General features: G+C 44.7%; 16 protein-coding genes. 10 read left to right on the top strand and 6 right to left on the bottom strand.

Going from position 1 to position 15,083, the window contains the following annotated elements; genetic code table 11:
- Positions 1-41 precede the first annotated feature (41 nt).
- From RH061_RS22430 to RH061_RS22420, 3 genes are all read left to right on the top strand, one after another.
- Positions 42-722 (top strand): uracil-DNA glycosylase, encoded by a 681-nt coding sequence (locus tag RH061_RS22430; protein WP_311076509.1) that lies wholly within the window; start codon positions 42-44, stop codon positions 720-722.
- A 213-nt stretch (positions 723-935) separates the two neighbouring features.
- Positions 936-1,253 carry a YwdI family protein gene (locus RH061_RS22425; RefSeq protein ID WP_311072972.1) on the top strand — a complete coding sequence of 106 codons (318 nt, stop codon included), beginning with the start codon at positions 936-938 and terminating at the stop codon, positions 1,251-1,253.
- A gap of 18 nt (positions 1,254-1,271) precedes the next feature.
- Positions 1,272-1,643 carry a DUF423 domain-containing protein gene (locus RH061_RS22420; protein ID WP_311076507.1) on the top strand — a complete coding sequence of 124 codons (372 nt, stop codon included), beginning with the start codon at positions 1,272-1,274 and terminating at the stop codon, positions 1,641-1,643.
- An 85-nt stretch (positions 1,644-1,728) separates the two neighbouring features.
- Here RH061_RS22420 and RH061_RS22415 read toward each other — a convergent pair.
- The 3 genes from RH061_RS22415 to hemQ form a co-directional block, all read right to left on the bottom strand.
- A protein-coding gene (locus RH061_RS22415; protein WP_311072970.1) for an IS3 family transposase occupies positions 1,729-3,284 on the bottom strand; the annotation gives its coding sequence in 2 pieces (ribosomal slippage) (positions 1,729-2,645 and positions 2,645-3,284; 1,557 coding nt in all).
- Positions 3,285-3,377: 93 nt separating this feature from the next.
- The gene (gerQ, locus tag RH061_RS22410) at positions 3,378-3,917 is read right to left on the bottom strand and encodes a spore coat protein GerQ (protein ID WP_311072969.1); all 540 of its coding nucleotides are present in this window, start codon (positions 3,915-3,917) and stop codon (positions 3,378-3,380) included.
- Positions 3,918-4,161: 244 nt separating this feature from the next.
- Positions 4,162-4,905: a hydrogen peroxide-dependent heme synthase gene (gene hemQ / locus RH061_RS22405; RefSeq protein WP_311072967.1), complete on the bottom strand. Its 744-nt coding sequence runs from the start codon at positions 4,903-4,905 to the stop codon at positions 4,162-4,164.
- Positions 4,906-5,158: 253 nt separating this feature from the next.
- Here hemQ and pta point away from each other — a divergent pair, with 253 nt between their 5' ends.
- Positions 5,159-6,136 carry a phosphate acetyltransferase gene (gene pta, locus RH061_RS22400; RefSeq protein ID WP_311072965.1) on the top strand — a complete coding sequence of 326 codons (978 nt, stop codon included), beginning with the start codon at positions 5,159-5,161 and terminating at the stop codon, positions 6,134-6,136.
- A gap of 117 nt (positions 6,137-6,253) precedes the next feature.
- A complete protein-coding gene (lipL, locus tag RH061_RS22395; protein ID WP_311076505.1) occupies positions 6,254-7,090 on the top strand; it encodes an octanoyl-[GcvH]:protein N-octanoyltransferase in 837 nt (278 codons plus the stop codon).
- Between the two features lie 154 nt (positions 7,091-7,244).
- On the opposite strand, the gene RH061_RS22390 is transcribed toward lipL, so the two are convergent.
- A complete protein-coding gene (locus RH061_RS22390; RefSeq protein ID WP_311072963.1) occupies positions 7,245-8,111 on the bottom strand; it encodes an RsfA family transcriptional regulator in 867 nt (288 codons plus the stop codon).
- 315 nt (positions 8,112-8,426) lie between these two features.
- Between RH061_RS22390 and RH061_RS22385 the strand changes: the two genes are divergently transcribed.
- The 3 genes from RH061_RS22385 (at position 8,427) to RH061_RS22375 (ending at position 10,748) form a co-directional block, all read left to right on the top strand.
- The gene (locus RH061_RS22385) at positions 8,427-8,648 is read left to right on the top strand and encodes a YuzB family protein (protein WP_082904432.1); all 222 of its coding nucleotides are present in this window, start codon (positions 8,427-8,429) and stop codon (positions 8,646-8,648) included.
- Between the two features lie 252 nt (positions 8,649-8,900).
- Complete coding sequence (locus RH061_RS22380) at positions 8,901-10,217, top strand: HD domain-containing protein (protein ID WP_311072960.1); 1,317 nt, start codon at positions 8,901-8,903, stop codon at positions 10,215-10,217.
- Between the two features lie 18 nt (positions 10,218-10,235).
- Entirely contained in the window at positions 10,236-10,748 is a 513-nt protein-coding gene (locus RH061_RS22375) for a YwgA family protein (RefSeq protein WP_311072959.1), read from the top strand.
- Between the two features lie 226 nt (positions 10,749-10,974).
- On the opposite strand, the gene RH061_RS22370 is transcribed toward RH061_RS22375, so the two are convergent.
- Positions 10,975-11,160 carry a 2-hydroxymuconate tautomerase gene (locus RH061_RS22370; protein ID WP_044392785.1) on the bottom strand — a complete coding sequence of 62 codons (186 nt, stop codon included), beginning with the start codon at positions 11,158-11,160 and terminating at the stop codon, positions 10,975-10,977.
- Between the two features lie 325 nt (positions 11,161-11,485).
- On the opposite strand from RH061_RS22370, the gene RH061_RS22365 reads away from it, so the two are divergent.
- Positions 11,486-12,073, top strand: coding sequence for a site-2 protease family protein (locus tag RH061_RS22365; protein WP_311076504.1), 588 nt, complete (start codon positions 11,486-11,488; stop codon positions 12,071-12,073).
- 23 nt (positions 12,074-12,096) lie between these two features.
- A complete protein-coding gene (locus RH061_RS22360) occupies positions 12,097-12,609 on the top strand; it encodes a YwhD family protein (protein WP_311072956.1) in 513 nt (170 codons plus the stop codon).
- A 205-nt stretch (positions 12,610-12,814) separates the two neighbouring features.
- On the opposite strand, the gene RH061_RS22355 is transcribed toward RH061_RS22360, so the two are convergent.
- Entirely contained in the window at positions 12,815-14,878 is a 2,064-nt protein-coding gene (locus RH061_RS22355) for a transglycosylase domain-containing protein (RefSeq protein ID WP_311072954.1), read from the bottom strand.
- Positions 14,879-15,083 lie beyond the last annotated feature (205 nt).

Below are 15,083 nucleotides of genomic sequence, written 5' to 3'. Positions count from 1 at the left end.
GAAAACGGGTAGTTTGTTAGAAGTGAAAGGAGTGGGTTACGATCGTACTTTTGAATAAAAGCTGGGAGCCGCTGTTGGCGGAAGAGTTCGAAAAGGCATATTATCTGGATTTAAGAGAATTTTTACTAGAAGAATATCGAACAAGGACAGTCTATCCGGAAAAAGAGGATATTTTTAATGCATTGAGGTTCACCGATTATGATGATGTAAAAGTTGTGATTCTCGGACAGGACCCTTACCATGGACCAGGACAGGCGCATGGACTGAGCTTTTCGGTAAAGCCCGGTGTTAAGATCCCGCCTTCGCTTCGGAATATTTTTAAAGAACTGAATGACGACATTGGCTGTGAGATCCCGGAGCACGGTTACTTGAAAAAATGGGCAGACCAGGGTGTGCTTCTATTAAATACAGTCCTGACAGTAAGAGACGGGGAAGCCAATTCACACAGGGGAAAAGGCTGGGAATATTTTACCGATAAAGTAATCACCCTGGTGAATGAGCGCGAAAAACCAGTGATTTTCATTCTCTGGGGCAAGCCAGCTCAAAGTAAATTAAAATTGATTGACGAAGACAAACATAAAATCATCATGTCCGTCCACCCTAGCCCGCTGTCAGCAAGAAGAGGCTTCTTCGGCAGCAAACCATTTTCCAAAGTGAATGAACTGCTTAGGGAACAGGGGGAGCAGGAGATCGACTGGCAAATCGAAAAATTGAAAGGTTAGGGACTCTGGGGAACCAGAGTTCTTTGTTTTTACACTCTCGCTTTTCCTACATATCGACATGTTTCACGTGGAACTTTCAGGATTTTTAAAACTTGAGAATTAAAGCTTCATTCCTAAAGTCGAAAATACAGATGTTTTGTTGTAGAATGGAACGGTACAACCATTCAATGATGCAAAGGATTTACATATATAACACCCCGTGGAGGTGAGTCGGTGAACATTTCAATGCAAAAATTATTATTGAAAATGGAAGAGGAATTAAAGAGGGCAAAAGCTGCGGAATCAGAGGCCGTGCAGAGGGAAAGAATCCATTCAATCAAAACGCTTTGCGAGCTTGTCCTTGATGAGCCGCCGGAGCATAGCAGAGGGTTTACAGCCCCTGCTAAACAGGCTGTACAGCAATATGTACAACCACAACCAAGCATTCCCCAGCAGCAGATTACGGTGAATCAGCCTTCTCCCATGATTCCACAGCCAAAGAAGCTGAACATGGAAGATGATGCAAACGGAGACTCGCTCTTCGATTTCTAATTTTAAGAGGTGAATATGATGAAATTATTTATATTGATTGGAGCCATCAATGCTTTCCTGGCAGTCGCTCTTGGGGCATTTGGGGCACATGGATTAGAAGGAAAGGTCGAGCCGAAATATTTAGAAACATGGAAAACAGGTGTAACTTATCAGATGTTCCATGCAACCGGATTATTGATCATTGGAGTTCTTTTAGGGAAGCTTCCGGCCAGTGCACTTCTATCCTGGTCCGGCTGGCTGATGCTGATTGGGATCGTATTATTCTCCGGCAGCCTTTACGTTTTAAGCGTCACAAAAATCAGCATCCTTGGCGCAATCACCCCACTTGGAGGAGTATCCTTCCTCGTAGCATGGGTATTGCTGATGATCGCGGCTGTTAAGTACTTATAGTTAACAGTTTTTTGCAAGCAAAGAAAAGGAGCACGCCATCTGAACTGCTCCCCGTCAAGTAGACAGTGGAAATAATAAAAACAATCTAGGCGGCTTTAGCCCTGAATTCTAAGGGGCTAAGGCCGTTTAATCTTTTTTGGTAACGTTCATGATTATAAAAGTATATGTACTCATCAATCGCCGCAGAAAGCTCTTCAAAGGTCTTATATTTCTCCATGTAATATTTCTCGCTTTTCAGTGATCCCCAAAAGGATTCCATTGGACCATTGTCAATACATCTTCCGACTCGGGACATACTTTGAGTCATCTGTGCTTGATCTATTCTTTGTTTAAATCCAAAATGGGTATACTGAAAGCCCCTGTCGCTATGTATAAGTGGGCGGTCACCATTCAGTAGGGCCGTGGCCTGATCCAGCGTATCAAACACCAGTTTATTGTTGTTGGAATGTCCAAATACGTAACTAACGATGGCTCCATCATGTAAGTCTTTAATTGCACTCAAATAAGCCTTTTTTGCTTCTCCATACTTGAACTCAGTCACATCAGTTACCCATTTCTCATTAGGACTTTCGGCTTGGAAATTACGGTCTAACACGTTTTCTGCGACGTGTTGAGGGGTTGACTTTTTATATCGATTTTTCTTTTTCCGAATAACGCTTTGAATGCCGACAATCTTCATCAGCCTATAGATTCGCTTTTCATTGAAGCTCTTGCTCAACCTTCTATTCAAAGTCATCGTAATCCTGCGGTAGCCGTAGATTCCTTTAACCTCCTCATGGAGAGCCTTCATTTCTTCTACAAGTATCACATTCTGACATTCACGCTTGGAAGGTGTTCGCTTCAGCCATTTATAATATGCAGACCTGGCCAACCCCGCAATTTCACAAAGCATAACGAAAGAGAATCCTTCTTCTTCGTGAAGTTCCTTGATAGCGATATATTTCTCCTCAAGGCGTATCTGGCTTATCTTCGCCTCCTTTCGATCTCCTCTAACTTTTTTAGGAATAAGTTCTCTGCGCGTAATCGCTCATTTTCACTCGCAAGCCTCTTCATCTCCAATTTCATCTTCTGTTCTGGGGAGAGTTCAACTTCTTCCTTTTTCCTCCCTCGCTTATCCCGAAGGGCTTCTTCGCCGCCATCCTCATACTTTTTAACCCATTGATATACTTGTTGGTAAGAGACCTTAAAGGTCTCAGCTGCCTTCTGATAATCCTTGCCGTTCTCAAGGCAATAGAGCACAATCTCTTTTCGTTCATTTATGGTAGTGTTTCTTCTAGTCATAGTGTTTGTCCTTCCTTTGGAAGTGTCCTTTAATTCTCTATGACCATTATACTTGTTAATCCATTTCTGGAGGACTCGTCTACATGAGATTTCATACTTTCTGATAACATCATTTTGAGAGTAGTCCCCACTAAGATAGTCCTGTACAGCCGCCAGCTTAAGTTCCTTAGAATACCTCTTCCAGGTAGAAGACTTCTTTAATCCTTCTGCTCCGTATTTTTCATACCTGTAGACCCAATCATAAATTGCATGATCATTTACTTTGTATATAAACTTCAGCTCTGAAATAGAATGGCTACCCTTTTTTAACGCCTCTACGATCTTGATTTTATCTTGGAATGAATATGTCCTTTTTGACATAAAAAATACTCCCCTTTAAGTAAACAGATTTTTATTTTTTAATCTGTCTACCTAAAGGGGAGCATATCAATCGGTGTGCTCCTTTTAGTTTCTTTATCTCGGTGGATAAGCAGTCAAACCTGCTCCGCCGCCGAATGGGTAATCGTATTCGATTTCTTCATCGAAAGTGACATAATCAAGATATATCATCGGCATTAAGATTCGCTTTCCTGTTTGCGGATCACTGAGAATCAGATGATCCCTTCCGGCTGCTTCGATGATACCCTGGAAAATTTTCGCGTTCCATTCCTGGTTATTTTCAAAAGTCGCGTAGACGGTAGCAAGCTTGCCTTTATTCAGGCGAAGGATATTTTCAATATAAGATGCTTCTATTGGCAGCATTCCCGGGACTTGAGCACCTGCTACTGCCCCTGGCATTGCGCCGCCTGCCATACCTGGCATTGCGCCACCGGACTGGGCAGGGAAGCCAGTTGCCTGTGGGAATCCCGCTTGCCCCATCTGTCCCATTTGTCCCATTTGAGCCATCTGTCCCATCTGTCCCTGGGTGGTTTGCTTTTCATCAGTGCCACTATACGGCTGGTACATTTGCGGGTAGGTTCTGTAGTTATAATATGGATTATTGTATTGAGTCATTGTGTAGCCTCCTCAAAGGTATTTTTTCCTTTCCTTCAAATTCACCTTTATTTATGTAAAGGATGAAGTTGAGCGTTTCAGGATGAAGTACAAGTAAAATGAATCCTCACTATTCAATACATATGAAGGAAGCTTGATTTTATGACTCGAACATTTTCGAACGAAAACTCTTTTAATGGCCAATAAGAGATTCCAGAATAAAAAAATCCCCAGGCAGATGCCAGGGGATTGGTTTTTCCTAGTTTTACACGTGCAAGAATGATTGTACTCGGTCTTCTACAAGCAGGTTTCCTACGAAGAATGAACCGAATTCGCCATAGCGCGCGCTGACTTCGTCAAAACGCATTTCGTATACAAGCTTCTTGAATTGAAGGACATCGTCCGCGAACAAGGTCACGCCCCACTCATAGTCGTCGAAGCCTACGGAACCAGTGATGATCTGCTTTACTTTGCCAGCATACTGGCGGCCGATCATGCCGTGGCTGCGCATCATATTGCGGCGGTCTTCCATCGGAAGCATATACCAGTTGTCTTCGCCCTGGCGGCGCTTGTCCATTGGATAGAAGCAAACATGCTTCGCCTTAGGAAGCTCAGGGTAAAGGCGGGCAAGGATTTGGGGGTTCTGGTATGGATCTTCGCCTGCTGGCAGGTAGTTGCTCAGCTCGACAACAGATACATAAGAATGTGCAGGAATCGTGTATTCAGCAAGTCTGGACTTGTTGAATTCTGTCTCGATCTCATTCAATTCTTCCATTGTAGGACGCAGGATCATCATCATGAAATCTGCTTTTTGCCCAACGATCGTATAAAGGGCATGGCTTCCCTGTTTTTCAGCCTGCGTTTTATTCCATTTTTCCACTAGGCCGAGGAATTCCTGTATAATCTCCTGGCGCTCTTCTGCCGGAAGCATCTTCCAGGTTGTCCAATCAACGGTACGGAAGTCATGAAGGGAATACCAGCCATCCAAAGTCTGTGCTGCTTCAGTCATTTTATATCACTCCTATAAATCATCAATATACCAATATCATATCATAGTTTCTCCATTCGTCATGTTTATAAAACCCGTTTGTTTATACTGAGGGGAAAAAGGATATTTTGTTAAAGATTGCAAATAGTAAAAGGGGCAGGAAAACATGCTTGAAAATTTTCAATAAAAAGACTTCGGGGCTGTAAACGGTAACATTCTTGAATTTTAAGGTTGGTAAAGTATGCTATAAGTATAGTTTAAAGGAGGAGTCAGCATGAGTGATTTATTTGAAGGCTTAAAAGCCAAAGTGAGCGGACAGAATTTACGGATCGTGTTTCCGGAAGGACTGGACGAACGGATTCTGGCAGCGGCGGGAAGACTGGCTGCAGACGGAGTATTAACACCAATTTTAGTAGGGAATATTGAACAGATCCAGGCGAAAGCTGCTGACATGGATGTATCGCTGGATGCGGCAGAAATTTATGATCCTGCCAACTTTGCAATGATGGATGAGCTTGTCGCTGCATTTGTGGAAAGACGTAAAGGAAAAGCAACGGAAGAGCAAGCGCGCAAAATTCTGCTTGATGAAAACTACTTCGGCACAATGCTTGTGTATTCAAACAAAGCAGACGGCCTTGTAAGCGGCGCTGCACACTCCACTGCGGACACAGTAAGGCCTGCGTTGCAGATCATCAAGACAAAGGAAGGCGTGCGCAAGACTTCTGGTGTGTTCATCATGGTACGAGAAGATGAGAAGTATGTATTCGCTGATTGTGCGATCAATATCGCGCCTGACAGTCAGGACCTTGCTGAAATCGCAGTGGAAAGTGCGAAGACAGCAAGAATGTTCGACGTCGAGCCGCGCGTGGCCATGCTAAGCTTTTCTACAAAAGGCTCTGCTGTGTCTCCTGAGACAGAAAGAGTATCAAAAGCAGTCGAAGAAGCCAAGCTTCGTGACCCACTATTGATCGTTGATGGCGAGTTCCAGTTCGACGCGGCATTCGTTCCATCCGTTGCTGAAAAGAAAGCTCCGGATTCAGTCATCATGGGAAATGCGAATGTATTCGTATTCCCAAGCCTAGAAGCAGGCAATATCGGCTATAAAATCGCCCAGCGCCTAGGCGGATTCGAAGCAGTAGGACCGATTCTCCAGGGCTTGAACCGTCCCGTAAACGACCTGTCCCGCGGCTGCAGCGAAGAAGACGTGTACAAACTGGCATTGATCACAGCAGCACAGGCACTCAGCAAGTAAAATATAGAATTCAGGCCGGTCGGATTTTTCGATCGGCTTTTTTGCAGTGTTAGCTGTTTCACCTCTATGTGCTATAATATCAACGATAAAGCTACAGATAGAAAAGAGGAAATCACGATGGATGAGGCGCTCAATTTATTGCGTCAGGATAAGTGGAGATTGATCGACCAGTCAGTGCTGGGTGCTCACTTTCATGCCCTTCAGTCGTTCGGGACTGATGATACATTATGCGAATCGGTTGGCACAGGCCTGTCACCGGCTACGGCAAGAGCATGGGTGCACCATGACACAGTCGTCCTCGGAATCCAGGATACGCGTCTCCCACACCTCCAGGAAGGGCTGGATTATCTCAAAGAGCAGGGCTATCAATATATTGTCCGCAATTCAGGGGGACTTGCCGTCGTGCTCGATGAAGGGGTCCTGAATCTATCACTGATCTTGCCTGAGAAGGAAAAAGGGATCGATATCAATCGTGGCTATGATGCTATGTGGTTATTGGTCAGGGAAATGTTTGCTGATTTTAATAAAAATATAGAGGCAAAAGAAATTTCCGCTTCATACTGTCCGGGAAGCTATGATTTAAGCATTAATGGGAAAAAATTTGCCGGAATCTCGCAGCGCCGCCTGAAAAAAGGGGTCGCCGTGCAGATCTATCTTTGCGTGACGGGGAGCGGTAGCCAGAGAGCTGAACTGATTCGTGAATTTTATGCCCGCTCCAAAAAAGGGGAACAGACCAAATTCATCTATCCAGATGTCCAGCCAGAAGTCATGGCATCACTATCCGAATTATTTGGAGTTCCTATGACGATCCAGGATGTGATGATGCGGTTTTTGACATTCCTTAACGCAAACAGCAATGAGCTGGTATCAGGCTATCTGGACAGCCATGAGATTGAGCTTTTTGACCATTACTACAACCGGGTCATCGAGAGGAATGAGAAATTCCTTGGTTAGCTGTCTTAAAGTAAATAAATAAATGCACAAAAGCCGGAAACCAATGTTTTCCGGCTTTTTTAGGCTCCTTTATTTTTTAGAAAAAAGAGCATAAGAGGGGGCTGTTGCCAACTTCCTTCTCCATCTACCATCTATCTATTTAGTAACTAGAATTCTATTCGGCGACTTTTTCGAGATTGCCGTTGCGGTCCATCTTGAACTTCGTTGCTGGACGCTCTTCTTCTTCAAACAAAGCCAGCTTCCGGGCACGGTTCATGATTTTCATCAGAGTTTCGTAATCTTCTTGCATCGTGTTCGTATTTTCCTCAAGCCTATTAATTTTTTGCTGAAGCTCCTCATTATGCTTTCTTAAACTATTGATTTCACGCTTCAATCTTTCATTCTCGCTCTTATAGATATCTACCTGGAGCGATGACCCACTCAGGCTTTGCAGGTAGGCAATGACATGTCCCATTGTCAGGCCTGTTGGCGGAATAGTATGACGGGCAGATGCTGTATGGACTGTCTGGGTTACTCTTGGCTGTGGCTCCTGGACAGGCACTTCGGCCAATTCAGCTGCTGCTTCAGAAGAGAAATCCTTTGGTTCCTGATTCTTATTCACTAAATCTTGCATTTCAGCCATGAGCGCTGCGTCAATTTGCCTGTCATCCTGCTCAAGCATAGACAGGTCGAAGGTGGGTTGAACTTCAAGCTGTTCCGCTTCCGGCAGGGAACCTGTCAAACTTTCATCCAGCGTAGGCACCGGAGGATTGTATAGCAGTTTCTTTTTGCCGCCCTGATCTTTTCCTAGGATTCTCTGTCTCTGTTTTCGCTGCTTCTTCGCAAGCTGCAATGCTTTTTCATAGTTATGCCTGACGACCGCGTTCCAGCGGAATCCGCAGGCGGCTGAAGTGCGGTCGAGCTTGTCGCCCACCTCTTCAAATGCGTTCAATTGTGTGCTGCCTTCTCTCACATGTCTCAGTACGGTTTCAGCTAGCAATAAATCATTCTCTTCCGTCCAGGCATCCTGGCGTGTCTTCATATTCTTCAACTCCCTTTTACTTTGGTCAACTATTGGAACTTATATTTCAATCTTGTCCGGAAATTGGAAAGCTTATACATCGTAAAATGGAAGGATAGTAGATTTTTTGCGTAAAATACGTGTTTTTCAATTAAATAGATAAGCAATTGGACCTGTTCAACAGCTTGCATTCATTTTAAATAAGAGGTAAAATACCCTTTAGTCTAAAACGAAAAGCGGAGGCGCCATATTCAGAGACAGGATTTCCCGATTTTGCAGGGAGATCCAAAGGCTGGTGCTTGAGCTGGACAGTATTTATAGAAAGGGTTGTCCTAAATGGCAAACGAATTCCGTGTTTGCGACGATTGTCAGGCCGTAAACCTTAAAACATTGATTCCGAAGCTGAAACAGCTGGATCCTGAAGCGACTGTCGACATCGGCTGCCAGTCTTATTGCGGACCAGGCAGGAAAAAAACATTCGCATTCGTCAACAACCGGCCAGTTGCTGCATTAACTGAAGAAGAGCTCATGGAAAAAGTCCAAAAGAAACTTAAGTAGTTTTTTATATTTTTCATATAATGGCTTCCGAAAAAGCCTGAATACATCACCTTTAAACAAACGTTTAGAGGTGATTTTTTTTCCAGGGAAACTGGGAAACTACAATCTTGTTTATAAATCCATGAATGTTGGAATTAAAGGTAGTAGGACAGTTAGATATGCAATTTTTGTAAAAATTTGCAGAAAAACGAGATGAATTGACGAACGAAACAGGCTATAATAAAAACAAGCTAATCAGGAAGAAGGGGAACGATGGGATATTCGGAAGAAAAATTACTTGAAGAAAAAGTTTTCAAAGATCCAGTACACCGCTATGTCCATGTCCGTGACCGGGTGATCTGGGATCTGATCGGGACGAAGGAGTTCCAGCGCCTGAGGAGAATCAAGCAGCTCGGCACAACGTACCTGACCTTCCACGGAGCTGAACACAGCCGCTTCAACCATTCATTGGGCGTCTATGAAATCACGCGCCGGATCGTGGACAATGCATTTGCATCCCGTCCTGAATGGAATGAAGGAGAGAGACTGCTCTCACTATGTGCAGCTTTGCTCCATGACCTTGGCCATGGGCCGTTCTCGCATTCATTCGAGAAGGTATTCGACCTTGACCATGAGGATTTTACAAGAGAAATCATCCTTGGCGATACCGAAGTGAATCAGGTGCTGACGAGAGTCGCGCCGGACTTTCCGAAAAAGGTCGCTGAGGTTATTGAAAAAACATATGAAAACAAGCTTGTCATCAGCCTGATTTCGAGCCAGATTGACGCTGACCGGATGGACTACCTGCAAAGGGATGCCTATTTTACCGGTGTCAGCTACGGACATTTTGATATGGAACGGATTTTGCGCGTCATGCGCCCGCGTGAGGACCAGGTCGTCATCAAACAGAGCGGGATGCATGCTGTCGAGGACTACATAATGAGCCGCTACCAGATGTATTGGCAGGTTTATTTCCATCCAGTGACAAGAAGTGCTGAGGTCATCCTGACGAAAATCCTGCACCGTGCCAAACACCTTCATGAGCAAAACTACACTTTTAAACATAAACCGCACCACTTTTACTCAATATTTGAGGATCGTATGACACTGCAAGACTATTTAAAATTGGATGAAGCTGTGTTCCTCTATTATTTCCAGATATGGGAAGAAGAGGAGGACCAAATCCTGAGTGATTTGTGCACCCGCTTCAATAACCGCAATCTATTTAAATATGTCGAGTTTGATCCTGCCAAAGAATACAAGAAGCTGGCGAAGCTTTCGGTGCTATTCGAGCAGGCGGGACTTGATCCTGAATATTATCTGGTGGTCGATTCCTCATCGGACCTGCCGTACGATTTCTACCGTCCTGGCGAGGAGGAGGAACGCTTGCCGATCCACCTGCTGAAGAAGAATGGAGAAATACGTGAGCTGTCGCGCGAGTCTGAGATTGTCGACGCCATCTCCGGAAAAAGGCGGACAGACCATAAACTATATTATCCTTCTGATTTCCTGGAAAAAGGGAAAGCACGCCCTGAGATTGAACAGATTGCACAGATTCTTGAGTTGAACTTAGACAATGGGACCATTTGATACAGGAGTTGACGCGTTTTGTTAAAAGACCACGCTAAAATCATACATGCCATTTCAGTTTCCGGAGAGGTCATCGGCAGGAAGAAGCTGCAGAAAATGATCTATATCGCAAAAAAGATGGAATTCCCTTTCCAGGAACGATTCCAGTTCCATTTCTACGGACCATATTCCGAAGAGCTGACACTGAGGGTGGAAGAGCTTTGCAATATGGGATTCCTGGACGAAGTGAAGGAAAAGAAGGGCGGTTACTACCAGTACCGCTATACCCTGACAGAAGCAGGACAGGAATTCCTCGGCGAAAACAGCATCGAGATGCCATGCCTGGGTGACTGCCTGACCGATATCAACGACCAGAATGCAAGATTCCTTGAACTCGTTTCAACTGTTTTGTATTTTGATAATTTGCAAGAAGCTGAGGTCCGCGAAAAAATTCAGACCGTGAAAAAGAGCCAGAAATACACGGACGAAGAAATCGATGAAGCATACGCATATATCGCCAGTTTGAAAACTAAATCAAGGCAATTGGCGTAGGATAATTGTTTTATGAACCGAGTACTGATCCTTTTAGGGGTTTTGTGCTCGGTTTTTGTTTAGTTAAAGTAGGTTAATTAGGCAGTTTACAGTATGTGCCCGTGCAAAGAAGAAATCGAGGATCACGGTCACAAGAAAGGGAAACATGTGCCCGTGCGAAGGGGAAACCGATAATCACGGTAACACAAAGAAAAAAGCCCAGATTCCTCTGAGCTTCATGTCCATTCTATTCGTCACTCAATCGCTTGCCTGCGACCGCATAGTGGTTCTTTGACATTTCTTCGATGAATACGACGACTTTCTCTTTTGGTGCGCCGGTTGTTTCGCTGACAGCGTCTGTTACTTTTTCAACGAGTGCTTTCTTTTGGTCTTCTGTGCGGCCTTCAATCATTTTAACTGTTACGTATGGCATGTGCATTGCCTCCTTAAAATGTTGGATATGTATATCTAAATTGAGTTTTCCATAATTCGCGGAAATTCGCAAGTCCGGCGGGAGATTGTCTTTTTCACATTCGCATAAATATGAGTTATACTTTAAGGAAAGCGTAAGCGCCTTGGTCAGCCCCGACAAGCGCTGGAGGGCCGACCGGTGAAGTCGCTCTTTGACTTCATTGGGCGGATCGAAGCGACTCGAGGGGCTAGGCGCTGGAGCTGGACAAAGAAAAGACAAAAAAGGGGAATGGAATGTGAGCTTACCCTATTCGTTAGAGGAAATTCCGTTTGTAGCTGCGGCGTTGATGATCGCTTTCGCGATCCATGAGTTCGCGCATGCCTGGGTGGCGTATAAGTTTGGCGACCCGACTGCCCAGAGACAGGGGAGATTGACTCTCAATCCAATCAAGCATTTGGATCCGCTTGGGACCATCTTGATTTTCATCGCTGGGTTCGGCTGGGCAAGACCGGTTCCAGTCAATCGATTCATGTTCAAAAATCCAAGGCTTGCCGGAGTGCTCGTGTCGGTTGCCGGGCCAGTAAGCAATCTTATTCTCGTCTTCCTGGCATTCGCTATCTGGTACATATTTGTCATGCTTGGGCTGGCACCTGGGGTTCCTGAATTTTTCCTGAATTTCCTCAATATCTTTATCGGGCTGAATGCGATGCTGTTCGTCTTCAATTTATTGCCGTTCCCGCCGCTTGATGGCTACCGGATCATCGAGGATCTCGCACCGGCGGATATCCGGGCAAAAATGACCCAGTACGAAGCGTACGGATCGATCATTTTCTTGATCCTGGTCATCACACCCCTTGACCGATATACAATCCAGCCGCTATTCCAATACTTGATTCCGGCTGTGACTGATGGAATATACAATCTATTTTTCTGATTCAATTTAAGGAGGTTTCCAACATGGAAGAAAAAAAGGGCAAAAATATTGGCTTCAATATCATCAAAAATGACCCGATGGACGGCCATAAGGGTTTCGGAAAAGGTGTCCTCACTCTTGATAATGTATCCCCGGTGATCATTGACGTTGACGCCGGCGAGGCTGCCGTTGAAGTAGGGGCAATGCACGCGCGCAGTGCTGTCGAGAAAGGAATCAAATTCCTTCCTGACCGCAATGAGGTGCCTGATGCCAAGCCATACTGGGTTGTTTGGGTAACAATCGACAGGAAGGAAGAGGGACCTTATTACGCTGGTGTCACAGCCTGTGAAATGACCGTCAATCGCGAAATCCGCCGCGGCTATAAATCGCTGCCAGAGCATGTGAACCGACTCGATAAGTCGATTAAGCGTCATATCATCGTCGACCATATGGATGAAAAATCAAAGCATATCCTTGCTGATTTCCTGAAAAAACATGATTCCGGAATGTGGGAACGATCTGAAGAAAAGCTGAAATCCGACTTACTGGCCAATTAATATATTTGGATAATTCTCCTAAAAATTTGTCTAAATTGTGACATTTAACAGCCAATGACAATATCTGGCTTGCTCAAATGGAATAAAAAAAGTAAACTGATAACAGCGTAAAACACATTTTATGCTAGGACGAGAAAAACCCCGGAGGCTTGCTTCCGGGGTTTTTCTTTTTCCTTCTTATTATAGTGAGATAATGATTGTTGCTCTATAAACCAAAAATCCGCTTGTACCACGGTTTCTTTTCCTTTTCTTCCTTCGGTTTTTCTTCCTTATGTTCTTCATGGTCCATATGGTCTGTGCAGTATTCCGTAGGCTCCGTTCCCGCTGCGAATAAAGTCTGCCTTTTTACCGGACAGCCGTCCGAAGCGAGTTTGCCGCTGGCAGGGTCAACAAAGACGGAAACCGTCCCTTTCGCTGCCTTGAATTTTTTTACAGGCTCATCATCGAGTGCTTTTTCCATAAAATCGAGCCAAATATTTTTTGCATAGGATTTTTCGACTGTCAGTTCAATTGGTTTCCCTTTATCGTAACCTGTCCAAACAGCGGATACGAGCTGCGGGCTATAGCCAATCATCCAGCTGTCTGTTTCGGTCGTCCCTGACTTAGCCGCATATGGCCTGGTCATTTTTTTTATCAGCGTGCTTCCTGTGACAGAAGAATATCCATTGAGCTTTTTATCAAAAATGCCTGTCAGCATATGGGTCATTACCGAGGCCAATTCTGGCTTCAAAACCTCTTCCTTTTCTGCTTTATATTCGTATATCACTTCACCTTTATGGTTTTCAACCTTCTTAATCAGTACTGGATCGACTTTTTTGCCGCCATTCGCCAGAATACTATAGGCATTGGCCATATCAATCACCCTGACACCGGAAGTTCCGAGGGCAAGTGAGGGAACTTTGTCCATCTCCGATTTGATTCCAAAACGTTTCGCCGTTTCAATCAGTGTTTCCTCACCCAGGAAAAGATGGGTTTTAACGGCGTAAACATTATCCGACAACGCCAAAGCCTGCGCCATCGTAATGTCGTCTTCCGCGTATTTATTGTTGAAATTATGCGGCGTATACTCTGAACGCCCATCATCGAACATGAACGTCGTCAGCTGGCTTTTCATGGTGGAAGATGGAGTGAATCCATTTTCCAGCGCTGCGTAATACAGGATCGGCTTCATCGTCGACCCTGGCTGCCTGACAGCCTGTACAGCACGGTTGAATGGGCTCTCCTCATAATTCCTGCCGCCTACAAGTGCCACCACATGCCCATTCTTCGGATTCATCGCGACAAAGCCAGTCTGGATTTCTGAATCGGAAGCAATCATTTTATCAATCGACTTTTCCGCGATTTCCTGTTGTTCCAGATTAAGTGTCGTATAAACTCTCAACCCGCCGAGTGAAATGGTCCTGTCATCAAAATTCAGTGAATTCCTGAGCGCATTCTGGACAGCGTCCTGGAAGTACGGAGCCGAACCAATGTGCGAATGCTGATGCTCTCCAATAAGCTTCAATTTTTCAATGCTCGCTTTTTGCGAAGCAAGTTCGGTGATATATCCGTTTGTCTCCATCGTATTTAAAATAGTCCGCTGCCGCTGCTTTGCTTTTTCCATGGAAGCGAAAGGTGAATAAATGCTTGGGCCTTTCGGGATTCCTGCCAGCATGGAAGCTTCCGCCAGGGATAAATCCTTTGCGTCTTTGCCAAAATAATAACGGCTCGCTGCCTGGACACCGTATGCACCATTGCCATAATAAATCGTATTCAGATACCCTTCGAGAATATCATCCTTGGTATAGTTCATCTCAAGACGCAAGGTATAAAGTGCTTCAGTCGCCTTTCGTTTCCACGTCTTGTCATGTTCAAGGTAGAGATTCCTTGCGTACTGCTGTGTGATTGTACTCGCACCCTGAACCTTGGCCATCGCTTTCAAGTCAGCAAGTGCCGCGCCGGCGATTCGCTTATAATCAAACCCATTATGGGAAAAAAAGGTTCTGTCCTCTATAGAAATCGTCGCATTGATCAAATGAGGGGAAATATCTTTGAGCGCCACCCAATAACGCTTCTGGCCAGAGTGACTCTCGCCGATCACCGTTCCATCATCTGAAAAAAACAAGGTCGATTGCGGCACAGCCAGAGGAGGCGGTCCCTGCAGCTTCGCATAGCCAATCAGGGAAAAATAAAGTATTGTCGCCAGTGCAAGACCCGCAAGCCCGAAAAAGATCAAAGCACGCAAATATTTGATTGTCTTGCGAAACCGCTGGTCAGTCATCAGTTCCATACTGCTTTCCCCCTCAAAAAGATAGATAGTATCAGTATGAAAAAAAACAGCAGCTTTTAAACATAGAATGAAAGATAATTAAATTTTGCTTGCATTTTTGCTAGATTCAACTATACTTTTTCTGATGTTTGTATTCGTGATGTTGGGGAAACATAAGAAATAAATGTAAGCGCAATGCTTGGTTCATATAAAAGTTTGGACAGCC

The organism is Mesobacillus jeotgali (assembly GCF_031759225.1).
Taxonomy (GTDB): Bacteria; Bacillota; Bacilli; order Bacillales; family Cytobacillaceae; genus Mesobacillus; species Mesobacillus jeotgali_B.
The sequence above is the reverse complement of the archived record's forward strand: the minus strand, read 5'-3'. Positions and strand labels throughout refer to the sequence as shown.